This is a genomic window from Stenotrophomonas sp. 05L413, from assembly GCF_056397945.1.
The window spans coordinates 338,651-356,641 of record NZ_JBFTOL010000002.1 but is presented as its reverse complement, the minus strand read 5'-3'; the positions used below and the strand labels follow the sequence as shown (position 1 = coordinate 356,641).

Below are 17,991 nucleotides of genomic sequence, written 5' to 3'. Positions count from 1 at the left end.
TATTGCACGATATTGCGCAGTACTCAGCGGCGATAACGGCCTGGCGTAATACCGGCGTGAGCCTTGAACAGGCGCTGGAAATGGCTCTGGTCTGCAAAGCCGAGCGCGTGTGCGACCTCGGCCAGCGGTTGCCCTTGAGCAAGGCGCTCGCGGGCGAGATTGATCCGCCGATTGAGCTGCCAGGCATGTGGCGTCAGCCCAGTGGCCTTGCGAAACGCCCGGATCATCGCGTAGCGGTCCATCCCCGTGCATGTGGCCAGATCGGCCAGCGATACGCTCGACATCGGCGCGGCATCCAGCAGGGCGAGTGCTGGCTGCAGTCGCCGGTGTTGCGCTGCGCTTGCGTCCGGGGCGGGAACCGGCGCCCCGGCAGTGACGTCGAGATCGTCGATGAAAGCGACGATGGCTGCTTCTTTTTCTCCGGGATCGGCACCGGAGAACAGCAGGGCATTCATGTCGCAGAACGTCCGGTAGCGCGCAAGGCTGCGGTCGATCCGGATCAGCGGCGCCGTTGGGGCGCTTTTGTCGATGGATTGCATGTCTTCTGTGACTGCCGCCACCCATGCCGCATCCAGATGCAGCATCTGATAGCTCCAGGCGGTGTTGGGCGCCGGATTGCAGGCGTGTACACGGTGCGCCGGCACGATGACCAAGGTGCCTGGTTGAAGGCGGTGCTGTCCGCCAGGCGCGCCGCTGAAAATGCTCTCACCCGCGTCCACGGCGCCGATCGACCAGGTTGGATGACTGTGCGGGCGGTAACAGGCCCGGCTGTTGCACGCGCGGCGTGACTCAACCCAGGGCAGCCGGGGGTCGCGCCAGACGTCATTATCCGAGGCAATGCGGCCGGAAGGGCGGCGCTCGCGTATGCTCACCGCCTGAAACTCACTGCAATCCATGCGCCATGGTAAATCACCTTCACTACCGCCGTGCGCTGCCAGACGACGCCGCTGCCTGCATCGATCTGCGCGGACGCACCCGCGAGAACGCCTTCTCCGCCGCTCAGCTGGCCGAACTGGGCATCACCGAAGACAGCTGGGCGGCCGGTATCCGTGACGATGCATTGCCGGGGCATGTCGCACTCGAAGACGGGCGGATGGTCGGCTATTGCTTTGGCGATCGCGAAGGCGGCGAGATCGTGGTCCTGGCGTTGCTGCCGGCCTATGAAGGGCGGGGCATCGGTCGGCACTTGCTGGATCTGGCCATCGCCGATCTGGTCGAGGCGGGCCATACGCGGCTGATCCTGGGGTGTGCAGCGGATCCGGCGGTGCGCTCGCACGGGTTCTATCGTTATCTCGGCTGGCGGCCGACCGGTGAGATCGATGCGCTGGGCGATGAGGTGCTCGAGCTGCACGTGGGCGCCACGCCGTAGGATCGGGGTAGGGCGTAGGACTGACTCCGTGTCGGGATCATCCGCGTCGCGCGTCCAGCGTGCGGCAGGTCACGGCCGGGGATGATGGGCCGGGGAGATGCTGCAGCCTCCTGGAGGGAGCTGAGCCATGCCTGTGTGGATGTTGGCCATCATGATGAGCGCTGCAGCGAGCGAGGCTTCTCCGCGGCAGGTGCACACCTGTGTCGTGGAAGGCAACCGTCAGTACCAGTCCACGCCGTGCAGCGGCCGGACCGAGCGCATCCGTGACATGCCGCCGCCTGTGGATACGCGCGCCAATGCGTTGTACATCGAATCGCTTCGCCAGGAGCTCAAGTCCAAACGGCGCGCAGAGACCGCACCGGCGCGCCCGCGCCGGTCGCCGCGCCGCAACGTGCGGCCGGCGCCCGCCTTCCGGGGCGCAGTGATCTCGGTGCATGCCGATCCGCTCCGGTGCGATGCCGCGCGCCGCCAGCGCGAGGCAACCTACGCAAAGGCGGGTGACCGCCCGAGCCTGGCACTGAGCCGGCGGATGGATGACCTGGTGCACGATGCCTGCCGATGAGGTGCAGGCATCGTCGGCAGTCACTGCCGTCAGTGGCGGTCCATCAGATAGCGCGCCACGGCATCGAACGCCGGCAGGGTGGTCGGGTCATTGGCGCTGTTGCCGGCCACCGGGTGCGAGCCGAACCGCGCGATCACCACGCGTGCGGTGGGATCGATGTACAGCGCCTGGCCGTGCACGCCGCGCGCCATGTAGGCGCCATGGTCGTTGTGCGATATCCACCACATGCCGCGATAGCTCCAGCCCGGCAGCTGGGGATAGCCGGCCTTGGCGGAGGCCTGCTTGTTGCCGCCAGCGCGGATACGGGCGATCGCGGCGGCGGGCACGATGGGCTGGCCGTTGATCTTGCCATCGTCAAGCAGCAGCTGGCCGACGCGGGCCAGATCACGCAGGCCGGCATTGAAGCCGCCGCCCGCAAACGGCGTGCCGGTGGAATCAACGGTGTAGTACGCGTCCTGCTCGGCGCCAAGGCGTTGCCAGATCCGCGATTGCAGCACCTGTGCAACCGACTGCCCCGTACGCCGGGCGATGATCCAGCCCAGCGCGTCCGTATTGATCGTTTTGTAGCCGAACGCCTCGCCGTGGCGGCCCTGCTTCTGCACGGTCTGCAGGTAATCGTAATAGCTGCGCGGCCCGGTGTAGCCGGGGGCAGGGGGCAGGGTGCTGCCCGCGGCGGAAAACGCCCAGACCTCGGCGTTGGGGTCGGCGTAGTCTTCGCTGTAGCTCAGTGCCGTGGTCATCTCCAGTACCTGCTTGACCGTGGCATCGCCGAACGCACTGTCCTTCAGCTCGGGAACAATCGCGCTGACGCGCTGGGTTTCATCGATCACCCCCTCGGCGACCAGCATCTCGCCGAGCAGGCCGGTCATCGACTTGCTGACGGACATCGCACCGTGCTGGCCGTGCTCGTCCAGGCAGCCGCTGTAACGTTCGTAGACCACCACCCCGTCGTGCAGCACCACGATGCCGTCGGTGTAGTTGGCCAATAGCGACTGTGCCCAGGTCATCTGACGGTTGGTGCCGGTGGGCGTGAACGACAGCGCGTCGATCGCGGCATCCAGCCGACGCGGCAGGTCATGCGCGGCACCCGGTCCCCGGCTGACGCCCACGGTGGGCATCAACTGGCGGAAATGGCAGGCCGTCCAGCGCAGCTTGGGGAAGCTGAAATAGTCGTCATCCGTGTAACGGATGCGCTTGTCTTCCGGCGGCGGCGCGCCCTGCATCCAGCCCAGCCGCCTGGGATCGGACGCTTCGGCCGACAGTGGCGGCGATGCGGGCGGGGCCGGGGCGGCAGGGGCGGCGACCGGCAGGGCGAGCGCGGCAACCAAGGCCGCGGCCAGCCGTGTGCGGGAGGACACCAGGGCGGCGCGCGCGCGGGACAGGGCGCTACGGGGGCGTGGAACGGGCATGGTGCACTCCTTGCTGATGCGCAGTACGTCTGCGCCACCAAGGGTACTGCACCGGAAAGAACGACGGCGCCCTCGGCGCCGTCTGTCACGTGCCCTGCAACTACAGGGCGTCATGCCGTTACGGGTTGCCGGGGTTGCCCTGCGGGGCAGGGTCCGGCGTGGCCGTCTCGGCCGAGGGCAGCGATAGTGCCGGGTTCAGCTGCTGGGCCTGCAATGTCTGGATGCGCTGGTTGAGCGCGTCCAGTTCGCTGTGGCTGCTGCGCAGGTCCGTGCTCAGGCTGACCGCCTGCTGCTTGGCCTGTTCCAGCGAAGCGCTGACCTGCAACGACTGCTGGCGCTGGAGATCTGCTTCCTGCTGCAGGCTGCGCAACCGCTCTTCGTTGTAAGCGACCAGATTCTCGGTATAGCGCTTGCCGGCCTGCAGGCGGGTGGTGTCGATATACACCTGGGCCAGCTGCTCGGTCTGCTCGACGAATGTGCGGTAGACCTTCTCGGCATTGTCGACCGAATCGGTCTTGATCACGCGCCAGAAATCCTTCTCGTGGAACAGCGCCACGTAATAGTTCAGCGTGCTGGTATTGAACAGCAGGCTGGCACCATAACTGCCGTTATAGGTGGTGCGCAGCTCGGTGAGCTGCTTGGAATCGACCAGCTGGCGCAGTTCATCCACGGTATTGCGGACCACCGGCGCCGGGCGCGCAGCGGCATCCACGGCCGGCTCGGCACGCGGTGCGCGCGCGGCCAGGGCCTGCGGGACGACGCTCAACGTCAGCAGCAACACAATCCCACCGGTCAGCGCGTGCGCGACGATGGAACCAACCCCTTTTCTCTCTCGCATATTCAGGCCATCCACGAGTGGATTATCAGTGAAGTAAAGTCCCCGCCGGAGTCTAGCACGCACAATCGCGTGGTCTGCACTTCGCCACAGCGTCAATAAACCAACTGCGCCGGGGTGCACTGGATGGACTGCATGTGCACGTCGGTCCGGCCCAGCTCCAGCCCGAGTATCTGGGCCAGGGTCTGCGAGAGCAGGGTGCCGACGCCGTTGAGGAGCGGCTTGAGGGTCTCCAGCACCGGGGTCAGTGCCAGGCACAGCAGGCCGCTGCAGCGGACCTGGTCGGTGCCGGGGTCGGTCACCCCGGTGCCGCCGCCGAGGTCCTGCAGGCCGCCGGGCCGGGTCTGCATGTAGGAGGCCAGGTTGGATTTCACGCAGTTGTTGTAGTTGAGCAGGCTGCTGAGCAGGCTGTTGCAGCGGTTGATCACCAAGCCGCCAAGCAGAGAGCCGAGCAGGCCGCTCAATGCTCCCATGCCTTCGCCGGTGACCGTAGCGTTGTAGCCGTCCCAGACGGATCCCGCCTTGAAACAGGTATCGAGATACAGAATCCCGCATGCGAACGGCACGCCATTGGGTACAGTCCAGTCGCCCAATGCACCGACGCCATGCACCGGATCACCATGGCGCAGCAGCTCGATGGTCTTCTTGGCATCGTAGAACCCATTACCTGGATTGGCCGCCTTGAGATACTGGTCCGCCAATCGATTGGCGATAGCAGCATCGGTGGTGCCCTGCTTGCCCGGGGTGACCACGTTGCTCAGAACGCGCAGCAGCTCGCTCACCAGGCCGGAGACGGCCGATCCGACCTGCGCCTGGTTGAAGTAAGTGGACGCGGTTTCCCCGGCGGCCAGGGTGATGGCTTCATCGTGGGTGAGCGCAGTGAGGGAAATCTTGTCGGTGACCAGCGGCGCCCCCAGCAGGGTCAGCAGCTGCTCGTTCTGCAGCCCGGTATCGCACACGTTGCGCTGCGAGAACTGACTGGCCGCATCCACACGGCCGACGCAGGCGCGCAGCAGCGACGACTGCACCCGCACCGTGGCCGTTGGCGGGGTGGCGCCACAGTTCAGTGCTTCCAGCGTGCCCATCGCGTTGGTCACATCTGCATAGATCGGCAGGTTCAGACGGATGCCCAGCGTATTGAGGATGGGGCCGAGCAGCGCCAGGCCGCCGGTATCGATATTGATCTTCAGCCGGACCTGCGCATTGTAGGCGCGCGTGCCGACACCGCCGATGGCGATGGACGGCGGTTCAATGATCGCCGCCTGCGTTTTGACCATGCCAAGGATGTCCAGATTGTTGACCGTGACCCCGTTGCCGCCGTTGGCGATGCTGATGCTGGTGGTGATCAGGTCCAATGCGCTGACGTCGGCCTGCAGTGCCGGCGATGCCGGGCCTTCGGGAGCCACGATGTGTGCAAACAGGCCGCCCGCGGCATCGGTGCTGCCCAGCTGGATAGTGAGTCGGTTGAGATCGAGCTTTGCCGCGAGTGCATCGCGCAGTGCACTCAGGTCCACGTTGGCGACACCCCTGTTGGTCAGCACGGTGGCCGTGGCATCCAGCAGCTGCCCGAGCGAGACCCGGTTGGCGGCCAGCAGTGCGTTGAACTCGGCGACGCCGATATTTGCGTTGACTGGAATTCCCAGTGCCTGCAGCAGGCCGCCCGGGCTGACCTTCGCCTGGGCCAAACCGTCATAGCCAAGCAGGGTGGTCCGGTCCAGATTGACACCCACCAGATTGAGCACGTTGCCCAACGGCGTCGTGCCATTGACCCGCAGCAACTGCGAGCCCACCGAGAACACCGCGATCGGCGGGGCGCGGGTCGCCACGGCCTCCGCACGCAGCGTGGGCAGGCGCGTGTTCTGGCCGAAGAACGGCACGACCGAGCGCGTCGCGACCACTTTGACCGCGTTGAGCGGGCTGGCCGCGTCCAGGATCATGCTGAAATGATCGTCCGCGCCGCGGCTCGGGTTCCAGTTGCCGCACTGGATCGCCAGCGTGCCGGTGAAGCCGTTGTCCTTCTGCGCGTTGCCGCGGGCGGCGCTGTTGTCCGTGCGGTTGGCATTGCACAGGTCCAGCCGCTGCGCGCCGGCCATCGAGGCCAGGTCCACCACCTTCTGCGCATCGCGCTTGGCCCAGTACAGATAGCCCACTTCGACCAGGCCGAGCATGCCGACCAGGCCAAGCAGCACCAGCATCATGGTGACCGACATCCCGCCGCGCAGCCGCCGTCGGGACGGCCGGGGTGCGTAGGCGCTGGAGTGGTGCATGGCCTTGCCCTCCTTAGTTGGTGTCCGCGACGTCCTTCTTGACGCTGGTCTTGAGGAACTCGGGAATCTCGTGCTCGAAGCTCTTGAGGTAGCGCGCGTAGCTGGCGGCGGCCTGGTCACCCAGGATCGGCAGCCGTGCCCCGGCATGGGTGCCCTGGGCCTGCATGCGCAGCAGGTCGCGGGTGGTCTGGCCGATCTCGCCGCGCGGTGGCGGTGCGGGTGGCGTGTAGCGCTCGGCAGCTGTGGCGGCCACATATTCATGCGAACGCTGCACGTAAGCCGGTACGGGCTCAACGCGCTCAATGGGCGCGGGCGCGGGCAGGGGCAGCGGCGTGGTGACGGCCGTGGGGGCATCCTGCCCGCCCAGCATCTGCCCGGTGAGCGGTGCCTGCTGCGCGATCACGGGCACCGCCCAGGTCACCAGCATCAGCAGCAGGCCAGCGTGCAGGAGCGGAACAGGTAGGCGACGCAGCTGGCTCATGGCGTGGTCTCGCTGGCAGGAGAGGGCGTGCTGAAGCGTTCCAGCATCGATGGCGCAAGGCGCGCATCGGCACTGGTGCGGCGATCGGTATCCACCGCCACGTGGCGTGGGGCCGGACGCGGGGCAGCGGGGTGCGGCGCAGGCAGGGCGCCGTGCCCGGGCCCGGGCACGGCGGGCGCTGCCGCGACGCTGGCAGGCGCGCGTTGCACGGACGGTGCGGGTGTCGCCTGCTGGCGCAGTTGCTCGGCCAGGCGGCGCACCTCTGCCTGCGCACCGTCGGTCAGGCGTGCATTGCGCATGATCGTCTCGGCCATCTCGTTCTGGCCGCGCAGCAGTGCCCACACCGCCAGATTGGCGTTGGCTTTCGCGCTGCCCGGGGACAACTCGGCGGCCTTGGCCAGCGGCTCCTGTGCGCGGGCCCAGTCACCGGCGCGCAGGCGGGCAAAGCCGAGATCACCCAGGTAGCCGGTGTTCAACGGCTGCAGTTGCGCTGCCTTGGCCAGTGACTGCTCGGCGCGTACCGCATCGCCGTCGCGGGCGGCGATCAGCCCGATGCCGTGCCAGGCCGCGGCCGCCTGCGGGCCGCTGGTGAGGCTGCCGTACATGGTCAGTGCGGCTTCACGCTGCCCGGTTTCGCGCAGTGCATCGGCATTCAACAGGCGCAGCTGCGGGCTGTCGCCATAGCGCTGGCGATATGCCTCCACATGCGCCAGCGAGGCGTAGAAGGCGCCCTGCTGCTGCATTTTGGAGATCAGCTCGACGTACAGCTGCTTGTCGTCCTGCGGCGCCACCTCGGGCGAGGCCAGCGCCATCGGGTCCTGGCGATAACCGTTGCGCACGTTCGAACAGGCCGCGCAGAGCGCCGTCGCGGCGAGCAGCAGGCAGAGGCGGGGAAGCACGGCGTGGCGCATGGCGTTCAATCCAGTTTGGTCAGGGCGGAGGCGAGGGCGATGATGGCCGGACCGGCCAGCACCAGCATCAACGCCGGCAACAACGTCAACATCATCACCACGGTCATCTTCACCGAGAGCTTGCCGACCTTCTCCTTGAGCGTGGAACGGCGCTGCTCGCGCAGGCGCAGGCTGAACTGACGCAGCGGTTCCTGCACCGCGCCGCCATGGGCATGGACCTGCAGGATCAGTTGCACCAGGCTGCGCAGGTCCTCGTCATCGAAGGATTCGCTGAGGCGGCGCAGTGACTGCTCCCGGCTGCGTCCATGCATGTAGGCGATGTTGGCCTGGTGGATCTCCCGGCCCAGCACCGGGACCGCGTTGCGCAGTTTGTCGCCGAGGGTCTGCAGGCTCTGGTCCATGCTGAAGCCCACGCCCTGCAGCAGCCGCAACAGGTCGATCAGCAGCGGCAGCTCGGCGGAGACCTGCTTGCGCAGGCGCATCGCCCACGCGCGCAGGGCGAACTTGGGCAGCAGGATGCCAAAGGCCAGCGCGCCGAAGATCACCATCGCGCGGCTGAAGCCGGTGCTGTGGTTGAAGGCCAGCACCACGGCCAGAGTGGCGACCGCGATCAACAGGCGCAGGCCGAGGAAGATCGCGGTGCCGGCTTGGGTGTTCCATCCGGCCTGATCAAGCAGCAGCCGGTCTTCCGGAGCCAGCAGCGCCGCTTCGATACGCCCGCCGTTGAAGCGCTGGCCGAACGCGGCGACACCCTTGAGCCAGCGCTGGCGCAGGCTCACCGCCGGCGGTGGTGGTGCGGCCGGCGTGCCCGCCACATCGCGCGGCCGCAATGCGGCCTGCAACGCATCCTGGTGGCGCTGTTCGCGCCCGCTCAGCACCCAGCCACGCACCCCCAACAGCGCCACGCCGGCGGCGAGCACCAACAACGTGGCGATCCACCAGCTGCTACTGGTCATGCGGGCCTCCGATCTGGACGCGCAGGCAGGCACTCATAGGGATTTGGCCAGCCGGTACAGCAGGAAGCCGCCGATCAGTTCCAGCCCCAATGCCCACAGCAACAGCTTGTGGCCGAGCGGCTCGTGGATGATCGGCTGGAAGAAATCCGGGCTGGTGATCGCCATCAGGACGGCACTGATCGGTGGCAGCAGACCGAGTACCCAGGCCGACATCCGGGTCTCGGAGGTGGTGGCCATCAGTTCCTGCTGGGCCTGATCCAGATCGCGCATGAAATCGGCCATGCGTTGCAGGATCTGATCGGCGCGCCCGCCGATCCGCACGCTGACGCCCAGCACCACCGAGAGCACATTCAAGGCTTCCAGCCGATAGGGCTGGGCGGCCTGCGCCAGGGCGCGGTCCAGGTCCAGGCCGCTGCGGGTGTAGGACAGGGTGGCATCGAGCAGGCCCCGCAGCGGCATCGGCATCTGCGCGGCCGATGTCTGGAAGGCCATCTGCAGGCTGTTGCCGAGACCGGCCAGGCGCACCAGGTTGTCGAGGAAGTCCGGCAGCTGGCGCAACAGCTTGGTCTGCAGCCGGTTGATGCGGCGCGATACCCAGAACCAGGCTGCCAGAGCGCTCAGTACCAGGATGATCGGCGCGGCCCACACCGTGCCGAGGCGTGCACTGGCGATCCAGGCCATCAGCGCCGCGGCGGCGAGGATGAGCAGCGGTACCCGCCAACCGGTGGGCAGCGCAGCGCGCTGCATCAACGCGTCCCACGGCAGCCCCGCCGGTGCCGTGCTCACCGGCATCGGCCCCGGGCTGTCACCCATGCCTGCCAGGCGCGGCGAGGTGTCCGGACGCGCCAGCCGCTGCTCGGCGTGCTGCAATGACAACCGGCGTTGCTCGCGTGCGGCCGCGCCGCCCCACAGCTCCACGGCCAGGGCGATCAGCACCAGTGCCGCACTGCACAGGAGCAGGACGAAGGCCATGCTCAGAAGCCTCCGCCCAGTGCTTCGCGCAGCTGCCGGCGGAACGGTTCGAGCTTGTGCGAGTGTGGCTGGAAGCCAAGCCCGACCCAACGGTCGTACTCGTTGCCATCGGCGTCGATCTGCACTTCGTGACGGAACATCTCCTGGGTGGCGATCATGTTGTCGGTGACGCCGGTGATTTCCGTGATCGAGATGAGCACGCGGCGGCCGCTGCCCAGTCGCGAGATCTGCACGATGAAATCAATGGCGCTGGCGATCTGCCGGCGCAGACTGTCCTCGCTGCCCTGGAAGCCGGCGAAACCGGCGAGCATCTCGATGCGGTACAGGCAGTCGCGCGGCGAATTGGCGTGGATGGTGGCCATCGAGCCGTCATGGCCGGTATTCATCGCCTGCAGCATTTCCAGCACTTCGGCGCCACGCACTTCGCCGACCACGATCCGGTCCGGGCGCATGCGCAGGCTGTTGCGGACCAGGTCGCGGATGCTGATCGCGCCGTTGCCGTCCGCGCCGCCGATCCGGCTTTCCAGGCGCACCACGTGTGGATGGTTGAGCGAGAGCTCGGCAGTGTCTTCAACGGTTATCACGCGTTCGTTGGCCGGAATGTAATTGGCCAGTGCATTGAGCAGCGAGGTCTTGCCCGAACTGGTGCCGCCGGACACCAGGATGTTGCAGCGCCCCAGGACCATCGCATGCAGCAGCGCCTGCATCGGCCGGTCGAACGTGCCCATGCGCAGCAGTTCATCGGGGGTGAACGGGTCCTTGCGGAACTTGCGGATCGAGACCATCGGCCCATCCACGGCCAACGGCGAGATGATGGCATTGAGGCGGCCGCCGTTGGGCAGGCGCGCATCCACCATCGGGTTGGATTCGTCCAGGCGGCGCCCGAGCGGGGCCAGGATCCGGCGCAGGATCCGCAGCAGGTGGCTGTCATCGCTGAAACGCTGCGGCGCCCGCTTGAGCATGCCGCCCTGGGAGACGTGGATGTCCTTGTAGCCGTTGATCAGGATGTCCTCGATCTCCGGGTCATGCAGCAGGTCATCGAGCGGGCCGAAGCCGGTCAGTTCCTTGACCAGCGCAGTGGCCACGATGTCCTTCTCCGCTTCGTTGATCGGGATCCGCCATTCGTGGACGAAGCCGGCGGTCTGCGCGTGCACGTAGCGCGACACGGTGTCCGGGGCCCACGCATCGATATCGATGCGCTCGTCCTCGATGCTGTTGAGAAGATGCTCATGTGCGGCGATCAGCACCTTCTGGTACTGCTCGGACTGCTCGAACGGCTGCACGCCGTGCTCGGCCTCGGTGCCGGCGTCGGCGCGGGCGGTGGCAGTCGGGAACGGGGTCACTTTGTCTTCCATGGGGAACCACTCAGGCGAAGGGCGAGGTGTTCCCGCCAGCCCCTGGCCGGCGCGGGGGCCGTCGGATCCAGGTGCGACAACAGCGGGGCAAGGGCACGCACATACGGGTCGCGTGGCGCATCCTGCAGCAGCAGGCGGCCATGGCTGGCGCTGGAGCGCAGTGTGGGACGATCCGGCAACACTGCCAACAGGGGCAGCTCGAAGCGGGTGGCGATCTGCGCCGGGCTCAGTCCACTGGCATCGTCGTGGCGGTTGATGATCAGCTGCACGCGGGCATCGCGTGCCCCCACCTGGGTGAGATGACGGAGCATCTGGTCCAGCGAGACCAGGGTGCCGATCGCCTGGTCGGCGATCAGCCAGATCTCATCGGCGCTGTTGAGCAGCGACACCGGCAACTGGCGCAGCGGAACACCGCCGAGATCGCACAGCACGGTGTGGAAGACACTGCGCAGGCGCTGCATCAGCATGCCCGGGTCCGCAAGCGTGGCGCCTTCCATGCCCGGCGGCTGGCCGAGCAGGGTGACGCCGCTGGGGTGATGCGCCAGCGCGGTGCGTGCCAGCGTCGCATCGATACGCCCGGCATTGCGCAACGCATCGTCGAAATGGAAGGTGGGGTCCACATTGAGGTACAGCGTCAGATCGCCGGTGGGCTGGCCCAGATCCAGCAGCAGGGTCTGCGCACCGGCGGGCGCCGTCTCTGCCGCGGCAGCCCGATGGGCCGTGGCAGTCTGCTGGGCGAGCACCCCCAGGTGCGCCGCCAGGGTGCTGCTGCCTACGCCAGGCCGCACGCCCAGCAACAGGACCATGCGTGCACGTGCCGATGGCGTGGCCGGAACGCTGCTGCGGCCCTGCACGGCGAGTGAGGCAGCACGGCGCAACACCGCCTCCATCTCCTGCGGCGCGCTGTCCAGATCGAGCAGATCGCGCAACCCGGCGCGCAGCGCAGCCACGACGCCATCCATGTGGTCGGCCTGGGTCGAGCCGATCGCCACCAGCGGCAGCTCTGGCGCCTGCGCCTGCAGTTGCCGGGTCAACGCTGTGGAGAACGCCGCCTGCTCGTGCCGATAGTCCAGCAGTACCACGCAGCCGGTGTCGCGCAGCGGCTCCAGCGCCGAGGCCGGTGCGGCGCTGTCCAGCCACTGCACCACGCCCAGCGACGGCAGCAACGCCGAGAGCAGGGTGGCGAGTTCGCGGTCCGGTGCAAACAGCACGAGCTTCATCGAAGCATCCCGTGGTTGGACCAGTTGCAGAGTGGCGGACATGAGGGGCGGCTTCCTGGCATTGGGCTCAGCGCGAGAAGCCGGGCAGCTGGTCCGAGGAGGCCGGGCTCAGCAGCCAGGCACCCCATACCGGCAGGTTCGGCGATGCCTCGCGCTGGCCCGGCAGCGGCACTTCGGTGCCCTGGGCCAGCGGCTGCACCAGCCGTGGCGTGACGATGATGACCAGTTCCTTCTCTTCCTTCTTGTAGTTGAGGGTGCGGAAGAACGAGCCGATGATCGGCAGATCGCCGAGCAGCGGCACCTTGTCCACGTTGGAGCTGACGTTGTTGCTGACCAGCCCGCCGATCACGAAGGTTTCGCCGTCGCCCAGCTCGACCGTGGTGTCCGCGCGGCGCGTGGTGATCGACGGCACCTGCACGTCGTTGTAGGTGATGCCGGCGGCGTAGTTGAGATCGCTGGCTTCCGGGGCGACTTTCAGCGCGATGCGGTTCGGCCCGAGCACGGTCGGCGTCACGGTCAGGCCGATGCCGAAGGGCTTGAACGTCACCGTGGTGGTGCCCAGGCCCTGCGGCTCCAGGATCGGCAGTTCGCCTCCGGCCAGAAAGCTCGCGCTCTGCCCGGACAACGCGACCAGGGTCGGCTCGGCCAGCACCCGGGCCATGCCGTTGCTCTGCAGCAGGTCGATGTTCGCGTCCCAGCCGTGGGTGAGGGATTTGAACACCAGCCCGAACGCCGAGGAAAGCGGGTTGGTGATGATGACGTCGTCCGGGCCGGCCGATTCGCCTGCCGGCAACACGCCGGGCAAGGTCGCGCCCGGCCGGGTGATGCCGTAGTAGAAGCCGTTGTTGCGGTTGAAATTCTTGTTGCCGAAGCTCATGCCGATCTGGCGCAGCACCGACTTGTTGAACTCGACGATCTTCACCTCGACCTGGACCACGCCGCCACTGGCGATGGTGGAGACATCGGCCAGCTGACCGTCTTTGCCGACCGCCATCGCCGCCGCCTTGACGCTGTTCTGGTGGTCCAGCAGCGAGGGGCTCAGGCCCTGCAGCAGGCCTTGACCGTCCTGCACGATCAGCTCGGTGCCACCGCCCTGTGCGCTCAGTGCACCCTGGACGGCGCCGCGTACTTCCACCTGCAGCCGTTCCGGCTCGCGGTTGCCATTACGCCACAGCAGCAGGGTGGTGCTGCCGGCCGCCTTGCCGACCAGCAGCGCCTCGCGGCCACGCAGCATCACCACGTCGGCCACGCTGGGGTCGGCGATGGCCACCCGCTCCAGGTTGGCAGGCAGTGACCACGGGCGCTGCTCGCGGGTCTGCAGCACCAGCTCCGCCTCTGCGCTGGCCAGCAGCGGGCTGCCGATCAACACGCCGGCCAGCAGGCAACGCGGCAGGGCGTGGGAGAAGCGGCGCGCGAGGGTGGGGCGTTCGGTCATGGGCTGTCTCGGCATGGGCTCAACGCGACCCGCTATGGGAGGAAATGTCACCACGGATGATTTCAATGCCCCGGTCCGCGCGCGGTGCAGCGCGGCGCGGGGCGCTGCTGGGCAGTGGCACTGTCGCGGCGGCACTGCGCCCGCGCCCGGCCAGTGCGTCGGTGTCGATGCCGGCGTAGGCGTCGTTCTCCGGGCGCTGCAGGGCAAGCCGTTCGTCGGGCGACAGCTCGCGGCGCGGGTTGAGCACGCGGCTGGGCGTGGGGAACAACGCCTGGTCCGGCAGCCCGATGTCGGCCGGGTTGCGCAGCGCCAGGAACAGCTTGCCCTGCTGGGCACCGAGCAGCAGCCGGTTCGCCTCGGCGACCGGCACTGCGAGCACGGCGCTGCGTGCCGGCGCTGTCGTTCCATCGCTGCGCGAACTGCTGGCCGACGTGCTGCCGCCGGTGATGTCCTGCGCCCGGCTGTCGTCCGGCGCGGGCGCGCTGCCATCGCTCGGCATGCTGGCAACGCTCTGGATGTCGTGCGCGCCATAGCTGAGAACACGCAGCCGCGACAGCAGCAGCCGGGTCTGCGCGTCACCGTCATCGCGCAAGCCGCCGGACGCGCGCAGGTTGAGGAACACATCGACGAAATCACCGGGCTGGATGCGGTTGCCTGCGGCGACCAGCTCGTCCACCGGCACCGCGAGTGCGCGCTCGCCGGGATTCAGGCGCAGCGAAAAACCCTGCGCGATCTGCGCGGTCTGGATCTGCGTGCCGGCCGCGATGTCCTGGGTCGGCACGGCGCCGACCAGGGCGTTGATCGAGGTGTAGGCGCCCACGGGGCGCTGCGGATGACCGCTGACCCGCAGGTCCTCGGCGGTGATCGGCCGCCCGGCGGGCAGTGCGCTGGCGGCCTCGACCACGGGCCAGGTCGCCGGTTGGGCGGGCGCGCCGACGCTCGCGGGCGTGCCCGGTGCTACCTCGCTGGCACGACGGCTGATGCCGAAGGCGACGAACGCCAGGATCACCGCCAGGCCGATCAGCAGGATCGCGGCGACGCGGGTCAACTTGAGCATGCGGTTCTCCGGAGTGTCATCAGTTGCCGCCGAGATCGAGTTGGGACACGGCGGTGCTGCGCAAGGGCTTGGGCATCACCCAGCCATAGACGCGGCCGGTGCCGGGCAGGAAGGGGTAGGCGCCGTAGTCATAGCTCACTTCCACACGGATGCATTGCACCGCGGGCAGATCCGCGCAGGGGGTGGGCGTGGAAACCGTGATCGGCGGGGCGCCTGCGGTAGCGCAGTCCGGCGTCTGCTTGGCGTAGGTCAGCAGCCACTGCATGGAGCGGCGTGCCGCCAGGCAGGCGGCGGTGCGGCGTTCGCCCGGCGTGGCATGGCGGAAGGCGGCACGTGCACCCTCGGCCGACGCCGCCGAGAGTGTCTGCTGCACGGCCATGATCATGACGCCGGAATAGGTGACCAGCAGCAACGGCAGCAGGCCGAACATCAGCATCAAGGCAAATTCCAGCGTGGCGATGCCGCGTTGGCGCCGGGCAGGACGGCGGTCTGGGAGCGCGACGCTCATGCAGCACCGCCGACGTGCTGCTGCAGCACCCACCACAGACTGGCGAACGCCAGGTAGGCCGCATACGGGATGCCAACCCGCCCTTGGCGTGCGTGACGCCATTGCGCGATCACCGGTTGCAAGCGGCGCGACACCGGGCCGCTGGAGACAGTGGAGAACGCGCCGTGGGACAACGCAGGTGCAAGGCGCCGCGCGACGATCACGCACATCGCATGTGCGCCGGCGAGCAGGCTGGCGATGATCCAGATCGGCAGCAGCGGCGCGGCGCCCAGCAGCAGGCCCAGCACGGCGAAGTACTTCACATCACCGGCGCCCATCCAGCCGATGGCATAGAACGGCAGCAGCGACAGCAACCCCAGCGCGAAGCCGAGCAGATGCGTGCCCGGAAAGCCGCGGCCGGCCATCAGCCACTGCCAGGCAAGCGCGGCCAGCGCCACCCCGGCAGCCAGGAGCAACCCACGATTGGATACCCGCCGGGCATACAGGTCGTGGATGGCGACCTGTACACCCAGCAGCAGTGCCAGCAGGGGAAGAAGTTCCATGCGGTAAGTCCCCCGAATCGGTCGTGCGACAACGTGATCCGTGCCATGCCGTCGCTGCGGGAGAGCCGGGCGACAGCGCTGGCGTCAGATCAGACGATCAGGTCGATGCTTTCGCAGTCGCGTCGTCAACAACCGTACCGAGCTTCTCGAAGAGGTTCTCGAAGAAACCCTGGATTTCCTTTTTGCCGACGGCCACCAGAATGCCCGCGATCACGGCGGCCAGCAGGCCGTACTCGAGCGCGGTCACGCCATCTTCTTCCACGAGGAACTTGCGAACGGATGCATTCATGACGGTTTCTCCCTTTCCCAATCAGAGCCCGAACGGGCGGATACAGCCCCTGGTACCGATGGTGTTGCCTGGCTCCGCCAGGACGGCCATCCAGACCGCGCATCCTGCGCGGTGCAGCCCTTACAGGCCTGCGCTATCGAGCGGACAGTGCCCGATCGACATCATTGGCGGCAGATCGCGCTGGACAGTGCGGGCATTGCCTGCGACGTGCGGCAGTGGCAATGCGGGCACTGAGAATGAAGGTTGCTGTCCATGGCGTTCCCCCTGCGTTACAGCATCACCGTGTCGGTACAACCGGGCGTCCTGATCTGGATGCTCGACGAACCGCGCGGTATCCAATACACAAAATCGGCAGGCGTCGTTTCAACTTGAGTAAATGACGATTCTTTTTCTGCGTATTGCGTGGAGTTGATGTAATCGCGGCAAAGTGAAGTGCGGGTGTAGATTATGTGATGGCCCTGTGATGTCAACTTTTTGACACGATTGGCAGGCGCATAAACGCTGGATTTCACGCAGGGCGGTCTTGGTTGTGACGGTGATTATGATTCTGTTTACCTGCCGTCCAGTTCGGGCATACTTGCCAAAAATGCGCATCCACGGCTTCGCGTAAATCGATGCCGCATGGAGTGAATGATTTAGCTGCGATCACTGAATGATTTAGGTGGGCGGGCTGGCAGGCATCGCCGCGGCGGGTTGGCCGTAGCAGGATGCGCTGCAGGACACGCAGGAGTGCGCACCCGGTGGCCATGCGGCGCAGGCACCGGAGTTCCAGGCGAAAGGGGGCATCACTGTCATGGTAGATGGTGTGGTGGATGACCAGATCCAGAGCGGGCTGCGGGCATTCGACCTGGCCTCGCTCAGCGGCGTGCTGCGCGTGTGCGATCTGGAGATGGTGCTGCTGGATGGCAACGGCCCGCGTGCCGCGATTGAATCGCAGGTGCATGACGAAGCGTTGTTCTGCACCGCGGTGAGCGGTTTTCATTTCCGCGGCCGCTTCATGCTGCCGCAGGACTGGTGCCTGCTCGGGCTGATCCATGCCACCGATGAGAATGTCAGCTGGTGCCATGGCATGCCATTGGCCGCCGGCATGGCGTTGACGGTGCTGCCCGAAGGCATCAGCGAGTTCACCCTCAGCGCCGGCACCCACCTGACCCTGCTGCTGGCGCCGATGCAACGTGTGCAGCGCAAGCTGACCGAGTTGAGCCTGCGCAATACCCTGCCTTCCGGGCAGGCGCTGTCGTTGTTCCAGGCGGGGGGAAGCGGCGGAGGGGCACGGCTGACGCAGCGCTATGCCGATGTGCACGCGGCCTTGGCCGGGCAGGGCGGTGTACTGGCGGCCGATGCGGTGGACGCCCTTCTGCATGACCACATCCAGGCGCTGCTGGGCGCCGGCAGCGATGACCACCCTACCTGCAGCCGCGGCCGGCGCACGCATTATCTGATCGCGCAGCGTGCCGAGAACTTCATGCGGCTCAATCTGCGTCGTTATATCTATATGAATGAAATCTGTGACGCAGCCGGTGTGAGCGAGCGCGCGTTGCGGTATGCCTTCGAAGATCTGTTCGGCACCTCGCCCAACCGGTATCTGTCGATGCTGCGGTTATGCGCAGCCTGCCGCGGGTTGTCGATGGCCGATTCCAGCCGCAAATCGGTGAAAGCCATCGCACTCAGCTGCGGGCTGTGGGATCTGTCGCGATTCGCCGACAACTATCGACGCGTGTTCGGCGAGCTGCCGCGCGACACGCTGATGCGTGCGCCGGCCCAGATGGGCAGCCCGGCCTGAGGGTTACGTGGGCAGCTGCGTGCCCGCCGTGCACGTATTC

At 67.2% G+C, this 17,991-nt stretch carries 18 protein-coding genes; 3 read left to right on the top strand and 15 right to left on the bottom strand.

Annotated elements, in window-relative coordinates:
* Positions 1–23 precede the first annotated feature (23 nt).
* Entirely contained in the window at positions 24–896 is an 873-nt protein-coding gene (locus AC1DIQ_RS06215) for an AraC family transcriptional regulator (RefSeq protein ID WP_478049664.1), read from the bottom strand.
* 5 nt (positions 897–901) lie between these two features.
* On the opposite strand from AC1DIQ_RS06215, the gene AC1DIQ_RS06210 reads away from it, so the two are divergent.
* Together AC1DIQ_RS06210 and AC1DIQ_RS06205 are read left to right on the top strand one after the other, a co-directional pair.
* A complete protein-coding gene (locus AC1DIQ_RS06210) occupies positions 902–1,369 on the top strand; it encodes an N-acetyltransferase family protein (protein ID WP_478049663.1) in 468 nt (155 codons plus the stop codon).
* Between the two features lie 127 nt (positions 1,370–1,496).
* Entirely contained in the window at positions 1,497–1,931 is a 435-nt protein-coding gene (locus AC1DIQ_RS06205; RefSeq protein ID WP_478049662.1) for a hypothetical protein, read from the top strand.
* Between the two features lie 29 nt (positions 1,932–1,960).
* Here the strand turns inward: AC1DIQ_RS06205 and AC1DIQ_RS06200 are convergent, their stop codons facing one another.
* The 14 genes from AC1DIQ_RS06200 to AC1DIQ_RS06135 all read right to left on the bottom strand — a co-directional run bounded on the left by AC1DIQ_RS06200 (position 1,961) and on the right by AC1DIQ_RS06135 (position 16,168).
* Positions 1,961–3,340, bottom strand: coding sequence for a serine hydrolase domain-containing protein (locus AC1DIQ_RS06200; RefSeq protein WP_478049661.1), 1,380 nt, complete (start codon positions 3,338–3,340; stop codon positions 1,961–1,963).
* A 118-nt stretch (positions 3,341–3,458) separates the two neighbouring features.
* Entirely contained in the window at positions 3,459–4,178 is a 720-nt protein-coding gene (locus AC1DIQ_RS06195) for a DUF2968 domain-containing protein (RefSeq protein ID WP_282260991.1), read from the bottom strand.
* A gap of 92 nt (positions 4,179–4,270) precedes the next feature.
* The gene (locus AC1DIQ_RS06190; protein ID WP_282260992.1) at positions 4,271–6,442 is read right to left on the bottom strand and encodes a TadG family pilus assembly protein; all 2,172 of its coding nucleotides are present in this window, start codon (positions 6,440–6,442) and stop codon (positions 4,271–4,273) included.
* Positions 6,443–6,455: 13 nt separating this feature from the next.
* Positions 6,456–6,923, bottom strand: a complete 468-nt coding sequence (locus AC1DIQ_RS06185; RefSeq protein ID WP_478049660.1) for a DUF3613 domain-containing protein — start codon at positions 6,921–6,923, stop codon at positions 6,456–6,458.
* Positions 6,920–7,834 carry a tetratricopeptide repeat protein gene (locus AC1DIQ_RS06180; RefSeq protein WP_461769942.1) on the bottom strand — a complete coding sequence of 305 codons (915 nt, stop codon included), beginning with the start codon at positions 7,832–7,834 and terminating at the stop codon, positions 6,920–6,922. Before AC1DIQ_RS06180 ends, AC1DIQ_RS06185 begins: the two co-directional genes overlap by 4 nt.
* Positions 7,835–7,839: 5 nt before the next feature.
* The gene (locus tag AC1DIQ_RS06175; RefSeq protein WP_461769941.1) at positions 7,840–8,790 is read right to left on the bottom strand and encodes a type II secretion system F family protein; all 951 of its coding nucleotides are present in this window, start codon (positions 8,788–8,790) and stop codon (positions 7,840–7,842) included.
* A gap of 33 nt (positions 8,791–8,823) precedes the next feature.
* Positions 8,824–9,762 carry a type II secretion system F family protein gene (locus tag AC1DIQ_RS06170; RefSeq protein WP_478049659.1) on the bottom strand — a complete coding sequence of 313 codons (939 nt, stop codon included), beginning with the start codon at positions 9,760–9,762 and terminating at the stop codon, positions 8,824–8,826.
* A 2-nt stretch (positions 9,763–9,764) separates the two neighbouring features.
* Positions 9,765–11,117 carry a TadA family conjugal transfer-associated ATPase gene (locus AC1DIQ_RS06165; protein WP_313211414.1) on the bottom strand — a complete coding sequence of 451 codons (1,353 nt, stop codon included), beginning with the start codon at positions 11,115–11,117 and terminating at the stop codon, positions 9,765–9,767.
* A complete protein-coding gene (locus AC1DIQ_RS06160) occupies positions 11,102–12,337 on the bottom strand; it encodes a CpaE/TadZ family protein (protein ID WP_478049658.1) in 1,236 nt (411 codons plus the stop codon). The genes AC1DIQ_RS06165 and AC1DIQ_RS06160 overlap by 16 nt, the downstream gene beginning before the upstream one ends.
* Before the next feature lie 67 nt (positions 12,338–12,404).
* Entirely contained in the window at positions 12,405–13,772 is a 1,368-nt protein-coding gene (locus AC1DIQ_RS06155; protein ID WP_478049657.1) for a type II and III secretion system protein family protein, read from the bottom strand.
* Positions 13,773–13,791: 19 nt separating this feature from the next.
* The gene (gene cpaB, locus AC1DIQ_RS06150; RefSeq protein WP_121037006.1) at positions 13,792–14,829 is read right to left on the bottom strand and encodes a Flp pilus assembly protein CpaB; all 1,038 of its coding nucleotides are present in this window, start codon (positions 14,827–14,829) and stop codon (positions 13,792–13,794) included.
* A 19-nt stretch (positions 14,830–14,848) separates the two neighbouring features.
* The gene (locus tag AC1DIQ_RS06145) at positions 14,849–15,337 is read right to left on the bottom strand and encodes a pilus assembly protein (RefSeq protein WP_478049656.1); all 489 of its coding nucleotides are present in this window, start codon (positions 15,335–15,337) and stop codon (positions 14,849–14,851) included.
* Positions 15,334–15,879, bottom strand: a complete 546-nt coding sequence (locus tag AC1DIQ_RS06140) for an A24 family peptidase (protein ID WP_478049655.1) — start codon at positions 15,877–15,879, stop codon at positions 15,334–15,336. Before AC1DIQ_RS06140 ends, AC1DIQ_RS06145 begins: the two co-directional genes overlap by 4 nt.
* 97 nt (positions 15,880–15,976) lie before the next feature.
* Entirely contained in the window at positions 15,977–16,168 is a 192-nt protein-coding gene (locus AC1DIQ_RS06135) for a Flp family type IVb pilin (RefSeq protein ID WP_121037003.1), read from the bottom strand.
* Positions 16,169–16,961: 793 nt separating this feature from the next.
* Here AC1DIQ_RS06135 and AC1DIQ_RS06130 point away from each other — a divergent pair.
* Positions 16,962–17,951 carry a helix-turn-helix domain-containing protein gene (locus AC1DIQ_RS06130; RefSeq protein ID WP_282261006.1) on the top strand — a complete coding sequence of 330 codons (990 nt, stop codon included), beginning with the start codon at positions 16,962–16,964 and terminating at the stop codon, positions 17,949–17,951.
* The last annotated feature ends 40 nt before the right edge of the window (positions 17,952–17,991 follow it).

What these genes read in the sequence shown, in the direction of transcription:
- AC1DIQ_RS06200 (WP_478049661.1), bottom strand. Translation starts at nt 3,340, where the DNA reads ATGCCCGTTCCACGCCCCCGTAGCGCCCTGTCCCGCGCGCGCGCCGCC.
- AC1DIQ_RS06165 (WP_313211414.1), bottom strand. Translation starts at nt 11,117, where the DNA reads ATGGAAGACAAAGTGACCCCGTTCCCGACTGCCACCGCCCGCGCCGAC.
- AC1DIQ_RS06130 (WP_282261006.1), top strand. Translation starts at nt 16,962, where the DNA reads ATGGTAGATGGTGTGGTGGATGACCAGATCCAGAGCGGGCTGCGGGCA.
- AC1DIQ_RS06155 (WP_478049657.1), bottom strand. Translation starts at nt 13,772, where the DNA reads ATGACCGAACGCCCCACCCTCGCGCGCCGCTTCTCCCACGCCCTGCCG.
- cpaB (WP_121037006.1), bottom strand. Translation starts at nt 14,829, where the DNA reads ATGCTCAAGTTGACCCGCGTCGCCGCGATCCTGCTGATCGGCCTGGCG.
- AC1DIQ_RS06180 (WP_461769942.1), bottom strand. Translation starts at nt 7,834, where the DNA reads ATGCGCCACGCCGTGCTTCCCCGCCTCTGCCTGCTGCTCGCCGCGACG.
- AC1DIQ_RS06170 (WP_478049659.1), bottom strand. Translation starts at nt 9,762, where the DNA reads ATGGCCTTCGTCCTGCTCCTGTGCAGTGCGGCACTGGTGCTGATCGCC.
- AC1DIQ_RS06145 (WP_478049656.1), bottom strand. Translation starts at nt 15,337, where the DNA reads ATGAGCGTCGCGCTCCCAGACCGCCGTCCTGCCCGGCGCCAACGCGGC.
- AC1DIQ_RS06210 (WP_478049663.1), top strand. Translation starts at nt 902, where the DNA reads ATGGTAAATCACCTTCACTACCGCCGTGCGCTGCCAGACGACGCCGCT.
- AC1DIQ_RS06190 (WP_282260992.1), bottom strand. Translation starts at nt 6,442, where the DNA reads ATGCACCACTCCAGCGCCTACGCACCCCGGCCGTCCCGACGGCGGCTG.
- AC1DIQ_RS06175 (WP_461769941.1), bottom strand. Translation starts at nt 8,790, where the DNA reads ATGACCAGTAGCAGCTGGTGGATCGCCACGTTGTTGGTGCTCGCCGCC.
- AC1DIQ_RS06195 (WP_282260991.1), bottom strand. Translation starts at nt 4,178, where the DNA reads ATGCGAGAGAGAAAAGGGGTTGGTTCCATCGTCGCGCACGCGCTGACC.
- AC1DIQ_RS06160 (WP_478049658.1), bottom strand. Translation starts at nt 12,337, where the DNA reads ATGAAGCTCGTGCTGTTTGCACCGGACCGCGAACTCGCCACCCTGCTC.
- AC1DIQ_RS06140 (WP_478049655.1), bottom strand. Translation starts at nt 15,879, where the DNA reads ATGGAACTTCTTCCCCTGCTGGCACTGCTGCTGGGTGTACAGGTCGCC.
- AC1DIQ_RS06185 (WP_478049660.1), bottom strand. Translation starts at nt 6,923, where the DNA reads ATGAGCCAGCTGCGTCGCCTACCTGTTCCGCTCCTGCACGCTGGCCTG.
- AC1DIQ_RS06135 (WP_121037003.1), bottom strand. Translation starts at nt 16,168, where the DNA reads ATGAATGCATCCGTTCGCAAGTTCCTCGTGGAAGAAGATGGCGTGACC.
- AC1DIQ_RS06205 (WP_478049662.1), top strand. Translation starts at nt 1,497, where the DNA reads ATGCCTGTGTGGATGTTGGCCATCATGATGAGCGCTGCAGCGAGCGAG.
- AC1DIQ_RS06215 (WP_478049664.1), bottom strand. Translation starts at nt 896, where the DNA reads ATGGATTGCAGTGAGTTTCAGGCGGTGAGCATACGCGAGCGCCGCCCT.